The sequence below is a fragment of the Bacillus sp. 220_BSPC genome, from assembly GCF_001054655.1.
Classification (GTDB): domain Bacteria; phylum Bacillota; class Bacilli; order Bacillales; family DSM-1321; genus Peribacillus; species Peribacillus frigoritolerans.
Genome location: NZ_JVPL01000206.1, coordinates 46,502 through 53,153, shown reverse-complemented (window position 1 = coordinate 53,153; position 6,652 = coordinate 46,502). Strand labels below are relative to the sequence as shown.

General features: G+C 42.1%; 7 protein-coding genes. 6 read left to right on the top strand and 1 reads right to left on the bottom strand.

Annotated features, from left to right (window positions below; translation table 11 throughout):
* Positions 1–38 precede the first annotated feature (38 nt).
* Positions 39–1,369, bottom strand: a protein-coding gene (locus tag ADA55_RS28600) for an IS3 family transposase (protein WP_226990452.1) whose coding sequence is annotated in 2 segments (ribosomal slippage) — positions 39–997 and positions 997–1,369 — 1,332 coding nt in all. Because the reading frame shifts where the segments join, the coding sequence is not laid out codon by codon here.
* A 248-nt stretch (positions 1,370–1,617) separates the two neighbouring features.
* Here ADA55_RS28600 and spoIIR point away from each other — a divergent pair.
* The 6 genes from spoIIR to ADA55_RS16465 all read left to right on the top strand — a co-directional run bounded on the left by spoIIR (position 1,618) and on the right by ADA55_RS16465 (position 6,557).
* Entirely contained in the window at positions 1,618–2,553 is a 936-nt protein-coding gene (spoIIR, locus tag ADA55_RS16490; protein ID WP_065421169.1) for a stage II sporulation protein R, read from the top strand.
* Positions 2,554–2,842: 289 nt separating this feature from the next.
* Positions 2,843–3,892, top strand: coding sequence for an L-threonylcarbamoyladenylate synthase (locus tag ADA55_RS16485; protein ID WP_048685872.1), 1,050 nt, complete (start codon positions 2,843–2,845; stop codon positions 3,890–3,892).
* A gap of 74 nt (positions 3,893–3,966) precedes the next feature.
* Positions 3,967–4,533 (top strand): manganese efflux pump MntP family protein, encoded by a 567-nt coding sequence (locus tag ADA55_RS16480; RefSeq protein ID WP_048685870.1) that lies wholly within the window; start codon positions 3,967–3,969, stop codon positions 4,531–4,533.
* Positions 4,534–4,674: 141 nt separating this feature from the next.
* On the top strand, positions 4,675–5,118 hold the full coding sequence (locus tag ADA55_RS16475; RefSeq protein WP_048685867.1) for a low molecular weight protein arginine phosphatase: 444 nt from the start codon (positions 4,675–4,677) through the stop codon (positions 5,116–5,118).
* Positions 5,119–5,457: 339 nt separating this feature from the next.
* On the top strand, positions 5,458–5,904 hold the full coding sequence (gene rpiB, locus ADA55_RS16470; RefSeq protein ID WP_034315832.1) for a ribose 5-phosphate isomerase B: 447 nt from the start codon (positions 5,458–5,460) through the stop codon (positions 5,902–5,904).
* A 59-nt stretch (positions 5,905–5,963) separates the two neighbouring features.
* Positions 5,964–6,557 carry a TIGR01440 family protein gene (locus ADA55_RS16465; protein WP_048685865.1) on the top strand — a complete coding sequence of 198 codons (594 nt, stop codon included), beginning with the start codon at positions 5,964–5,966 and terminating at the stop codon, positions 6,555–6,557.
* Positions 6,558–6,652: the final 95 nt, after the last annotated feature.

Genomic DNA, 6,652 nt, shown 5'->3' with positions numbered 1-6,652 from the left:
TGAAATGTACCCTTTGTAAAGGACAGTTTAAAAAAAGCCTAGGCAGCTTGAAAAAGATGATTTCTGTATTGAACAGGAGTCATCTTTTTTAAATTCCATTGGTATCTGTAGTGATTGTAATACGTCATATATTGCTTAATTTCTTTTTTTAATTCATCTAAAGTTGAACATGCTTTAATAGAGGCTTCATCTTTAAAATGGCCAAAAAAAGATTCTTGAGGTGCATTATCCCAGCAGTTCCCGCGCCTTGACATCGACTGGCCTAATCCCAGTTTTTTTACTAATTTCTGAAAGTCCGGATGGGTATAATGAGTTCCCTGATCAGAGTGGATAAAGGCATTCTTTGCTTTGTGAAATCTTCGATTTTTCTTTAACTTGAGGAGGGTTTCCGTAGCCAGGTCCATGGTAATGCGATCTGATACATGGTAAGCCACAATTTCATTGGTCGAAGCATCCTTAATCGTTGATAGATAAGCTTTCTTTCCTTGGCCATAGAACAAATATGTGATATCTGTCAGTAGTATTTTACCTGGAACTTCCTGTTTGAATTCCCTCTTCAAAAGATTCGGCACCACACGGTGCTCGTGAGTGGCTTTCATCATTCGTCTGTACGGATTTGCCTTCCGAATAGGGCATATAATGCTGTACTTCTTCATGATTCGCCGGATACGCTTCAAATTATAGACAACATTAAATTGACCCGCCAAAGTCATTTTGATCTGACGAGCCCCTTTCTTACGATTTTTGAAATGGAATGCTTTTATGATGATTTCTTTCACTACCTCATCCTTTTCATCTTTTCGAATTCTTTTTTCCTGTGATTTCACTGAGAAGTAATTATAATAACCACTTCTTGAAACACCGACTATTTTACAAAGGTATTTCACCATATGTTTTAGTTGATATTTTTCAATCACGGAGCGAATTAGGATATATTTTTGGAAAGGAGGAAGAACTACTTCTTCATCCCCCTTTCTGCAAAACGAATCTTTTTTAACAGTTCGTTTTCTGCCTTTAGTAAGTTGATTTGTGCTTCTAAGCGAGCATTTTTCTCCTCTAGGGTAAGTTTTCTTTCCTTTTGGCGCCCTGAATTTCCTGCTCTAGTGTCACATAAACCAATAATCCCGTTCTTCTCGTAAACTGCTTGCCATCTCTTACTCGCTGATTTAATTCTTTCCGTCCCCAAAACCTCTACATCAAACCCAAATTCTTCAAATATTTGCCTTACGAACTTGCCTTTCTGTTTTTCCGCTATAAATATATGCTTAAATTCATCAGTATAAGTAATTCCTTTTGAACTTACAGATTTAACATAATTATTAGATGATAGTAGTTTGATTTCTTTCTCTGTAAAAAGCTTTTTACTCATAACCTTCTCCAGTCCCATGTTGTGTTTTCTCGTTGTGTTTCTTAATTATACAAAAAAGTACCCTATAGGAGACTTTTTTAGGTGTCTACTCTATAGGGTACAGTTTATTATGTGAGACGGTTTTTTTTTGGACAACACCCTCATTAATCCTTTGGAATCTATATTTCCAGCTATCAACTTTTTTTGTTTTTACTAGTTTAAGATAGCTGGAAAATGGTGAGACTAATTCATGTGAGGGGGCGAAGGCGATGAAAACTAAACATTTAGCCATTATTTATCTATTAATCTTAACTATAGGAACGATCGTAAGTATATATATGCCTAAAGCGGAGATGGTCGGTGCAGAAGATACGAAGGTAATCCCGGATGAGGCGATTCGGCTGCGGATACTCGCCAATAGTGATGCAGAAGAGGATCAAGCGGTTAAACGGCTGATTAGGGATCAGGTAAATGAAGATATCACAAAGTGGGTCGCTGAGCTTACTTCTTTGGATGAAGCGAGGGATGTGATCACCTCGCATCTGCCGGATATCCAGGCGACGGCTGAGGCGGTAATAAAGGAACAAGGTTTGGAGCAGTCGGTGAAAGTGGATTTTGGACAAGCTGAATTTCCGACAAAACTGTACGGGCAGTATTTATATCCGGCAGGGGAATATGAAGCAGTGATTATCACGCTTGGTGAAGGGGACGGCGCTAATTGGTGGTGTGTGTTATTTCCCCCATTGTGTTTCTTGGATTTTTCAAATGGGACGGCTGTAAGTCAAAGTCCGATTGTCGAGGATGAAGGGGAAGGGTCATTGACTTCGGAAGGAAAGGCGTATGCTGCAACGAATGAAGAGAGTGAACCTGTTGCGGAGGAAGTGGTTGAAGAAGAAGGGCTGGCTGAAAAGGAAAAAGGGCCGGAAGAAGTAGTTGAAGAAGAGGTAATCGTGGAGAGCGTAAAAGAGGAAGCACCGGAAGTAACGGTAAAAGAAGAGGTTGTAGAGCCAGAGGTAAAAGAAGAAGTGGCGGTAGTGAAAGATAAGGAACAGGTGACAGAGGAAGTCATTGAAGGGAAAGTTGAAGAAAACAAGGTTGAACTTGCGGCATCCAATGAAAAAGGTCAACAATTATATGAAGGGGAAAAGGAGCCCGAGGTGGAAGTGAAGTCCTTGTTTGCAGAAATCTTCAATAATCTATTTTAAGGAGGGGGCTGAGTCCCTCTTCTTTAAATTCAGATAATTTTAAAAACTTATCCACAGGGTTATTAACAAAAAATCAAAAAAGTCTGTCATTAATTATTAATATCCACAAACTTATCCACGGATTCGATGTGGTTATCCCCAATTTGTGGATAACACTTGAATTATGTGTATACTTCTTTTATACTTTCAAAGTATCTTTTAAGCGGAATTCGTACGTTAAGTTGAAAATACCGTTCATATTAAAGCGATTATATAAAATAAGAAATGTTAAAAGGCGATGGTGTTCAAAATGAAAACGAAAATTTGGTCAGTGGATAAAAATGTGGATAATTTACAAAGTTATCCCCAGATTACACAATCAGCTGAATTATTAAAGGCTAATCAAGTGGTTGCTTTTCCTACGGAGACCGTTTATGGACTCGGCGCGAATGCCAAAAATGACGAGGCGGTCAAAAAAGTGTTCGAAGCAAAGGGGCGTCCGAGTGATAATCCTTTAATCGTTCATATAGCCTCGGATGACCAGTTGTCAGGTATTGTAGAAGAGATTCCGGAACAGGCCCGGAAGCTAATGGCAGAATTTTGGCCGGGTCCTTTGACTTTGATCATGAAACGAAAACCGGGCCAGCTATCGAATCTTGTGACAGCTGGATTGGACACGGTGGCTGTCAGGATGCCGGATCACCAGGTTGCCCTTGGCCTTATTCGTGCGAGTGATTTGCCCATTGCGGCTCCAAGTGCAAATACTTCCGGTAAACCAAGCCCCACTTCAGCAAAACATGTTGAAGATGACTTGATGGGCCGGATTGCAGGTATAGTCGATGGCGGGAATACAGGTGTGGGCGTGGAATCCACAGTACTGGATTGCACTGTGGAAGTCCCAGTTATTTTAAGGCCTGGCGGGGTGACCCTGGAACAGCTGGAAGCGGTAATAGGGGAAGTCAGGCAAGATGTCGCTTTGAAGAATCAGGAAACGGCGCCAAAAGCCCCGGGCATGAAATATACCCACTATGCACCGAAGGCCCCTCTATTTTTAGTCAAGGGCAATCAAGCTTTCCTTCAGAAGCTTGTGGATGAAAAAAGAAGTGACGGGTTAAAGGTGGGCATCATTACGGCTTATGAACATCAACAGGATTATAAGGCGGATTATGTGGTTGTCCCAGGTTCATTAGCCGATTTACATACAGTTGCGACAGGCTTATATGATGCCTTAAGACAGTTTGACGAGCTGGAGGTCGATGTCATTTTTAGTGAAATGTTTCCTGACCATGGAATAGGGGCTGCGGTCATGAACCGGCTTGAGAAGGCTGCAGGTCATCAAATCATCAAGCAACATGTGTAATAAGGACTGATTTATCCTTCTATTTCTTTTCGGACATGCATAACATGTAGTAGGCACGTCCGAGGGGGATTGGAATGAATACATTTGCTGGAGAAATCATCACCTTATTGCTAATGGCCTTCGCTTTGGGAATGGATGCCTTTTCAGTGGGCCTTGGAATGGGAATGTTTAAGCTAAGGTTGAGGCAAATTCTGTTTATAGGTTTGACAGTAGGCATTTTTCATATTTGGATGCCCTTGCTTGGAATGGGGGCAGGCCGTTTCATTTCAGAAAAATTCGGGACCTTCGCTACATACGCCGGCGGTCTCTTGTTGATCATTCTTGGTATACAGATGTTTATTCCTGGTAAAAAGGATGGAGCTGGTGCCATGCAAAATAAGATGCTGGCTCCTGTCGGGAAAGGTTTAATCATTTTTGCTTTAGGGGTAAGCCTGGATAGCTTCTCGGTAGGGTTGACTCTGGGGATTTACGGTGCCAAAACGATTTTAACCGTTCTTTGTTTTGGGTTTGCCGCCACTCTATTAACGTGGGCGGGGCTTTTACTGGGTAGAAAAATGCAGGGTTTGCTTGGCGTGTATAGTGAGATTCTAGGCGGAAGCATCCTGTGTGCGTTTGGATTGAAATTATTGTTCTCTTTTTGATCCGCCTGAATTCATATCATTCCTTCCTCAACTGTTCCGATTAACGGGGCGGTTTTTATTTTTCTTCGGCCACAATGACAGTGATTTTTTGACTATAATAAACGGGCGATAGCTTATAATGAATAAAAAGGAGGCGTTAAAATGATCCGAGTATTATTTGTATGTACAGGTAACACATGCCGAAGCCCGATGGCAGAAGCGATATTGAAAAACAAGAATATTGCGGGTGTTGAAGTGAAGTCCGCAGGCGTGTATGCTTCGACAGGTCAGGATGCTTCGATGCATGCTAAAAATGTATTGGTTGAAAATGACATAGTGCATAATCATCATTCAACGCCTTTATCCGCGAAGGAAATGGAGTGGGCAACTCATATCTTCACCATGACGGAAGGGCATAAATCGGCCATTACCCGTTCATACCCCCAAATGATCGATAAGACCTTTACTTTAAAAGAATTCATTCTCGGCGATAAATATGATAGAGACATAATGGATCCGTTCGGCGGTTCTGAAGGCATTTATCGGGAAACGTTCAGGGAGCTGCAGGAATTGATAGATGAATTAGTCAAAAGGCTTAAAAATTGAACTGGGGTACATAATGTGGTCGCTGGAGTAAAAGATATTACTAAGCTTGGTATAGGATCAAGGCGGCCCCAAGAAGTGGCTGCTATTGCAGAATAAGCATCTGCTGGAGCGGAAGAAGTGACGGCTGTCACAAACGAACAAGGGATAGTCATGGGAAATGTCGGAAAATCGGCAATGGAACTTAAAGTGAAAGCGGAAAAGTTGAACAGGACCATTACCCGCTAGCAGGAAACCAGAGTTGGTTTCCTGCTTCTTTGCGGGGAAGTGATGGACATCCTTTATCTTTTCATAATTTTGTGACACAATAAAATCAAATGAAAAAGCTAGAGGAGGATTATGATGAAAGTTGCGATTGCTTCGGATCATGGTGGTATACATATCCGTGAAGAAATAAAGAATTTATTGAATGAGTTACAGATTCCATTTGAGGACTTTGGCTGTGAATGCAGTACGTCGGTCGATTATCCTGATTATGCCTTGCCGGTTGCTGAAAAAGTGGCACGGGGTGAGTTCGATCGGGGCATTTTAATCTGTGGAACTGGAATCGGAATGAGCATTGCTGCCAATAAGGTCAAAGGAATACGATGTGCATTGGTTCATGATGTCTATAGTGCGAAATTGACCCGTCAGCATAATGATACCAATATGTTAGCGATGGGGGAACGTGTCATTGGTCCGGGTCTTGCCAGGGAAATTGCCCAAACATGGCTGACTTCGGAATTTGAGGGCGGGCGCCATCAAAACAGGATCGGTAAGATTGCGGAGTACGAAGGTAAGCACAGCTGATTCTTATGGTTTTTGGAGAGTTCCGATAGCAAGTTTTCTTATTGAAAGGATGCGTTTTCATGACAAGTTATGCTACATTTTCAAATGAGCTTGAGATATGGGAAAACCAGTTTCGGGAACTTTTATATGAGTTCCAAGAACAGACGGCTTTAAAAGAGAAACAGCTACTGGTTATCGGCTGCAGTACAAGTGAAGTGATCGGGAAAAGGATCGGTACTGACGGGACGCTCGATGTTGCTGGGATGATTTTTTCCGTTGTGAGGGATTTTCAAGGAAAAACGGGTGTTCAGGTTGCATTTCAATGTTGTGAGCATCTAAACAGGGCCTTGGTTTTACAAAGGGAAACCGCGATTCGTTTTGGTTATGAAGAAGTTTCGGTCGTTCCTGTAAGAACAGCTGGGGGATCGATGGCGACGTACGCCTATCAGCAATGGAAAGATGCAGTCGTCGTTGAACATATCAAAGCGGATGCGGGGATAGATATTGGAGACACATTCATTGGTATGCATTTGAAGCATGTTGCGGTTCCGATCCGCTCTGCCATTAAAGAAATAGGACATGCACATGTGACCATGGCAAAAACCCGTCCGAAACTGATTGGCGGGGAGCGTGCAGTTTATCGGGACCTCTCTGAAAACAAGAGTTGTACTTAATGGGTAAGTAAGACAGCATTTCTCGGATGGGGAATGCTGTTTTTTAATTGAGGCGGGCAAAATCGTAAAGCTCAAGGTATGGCTTAGAAGAAAAA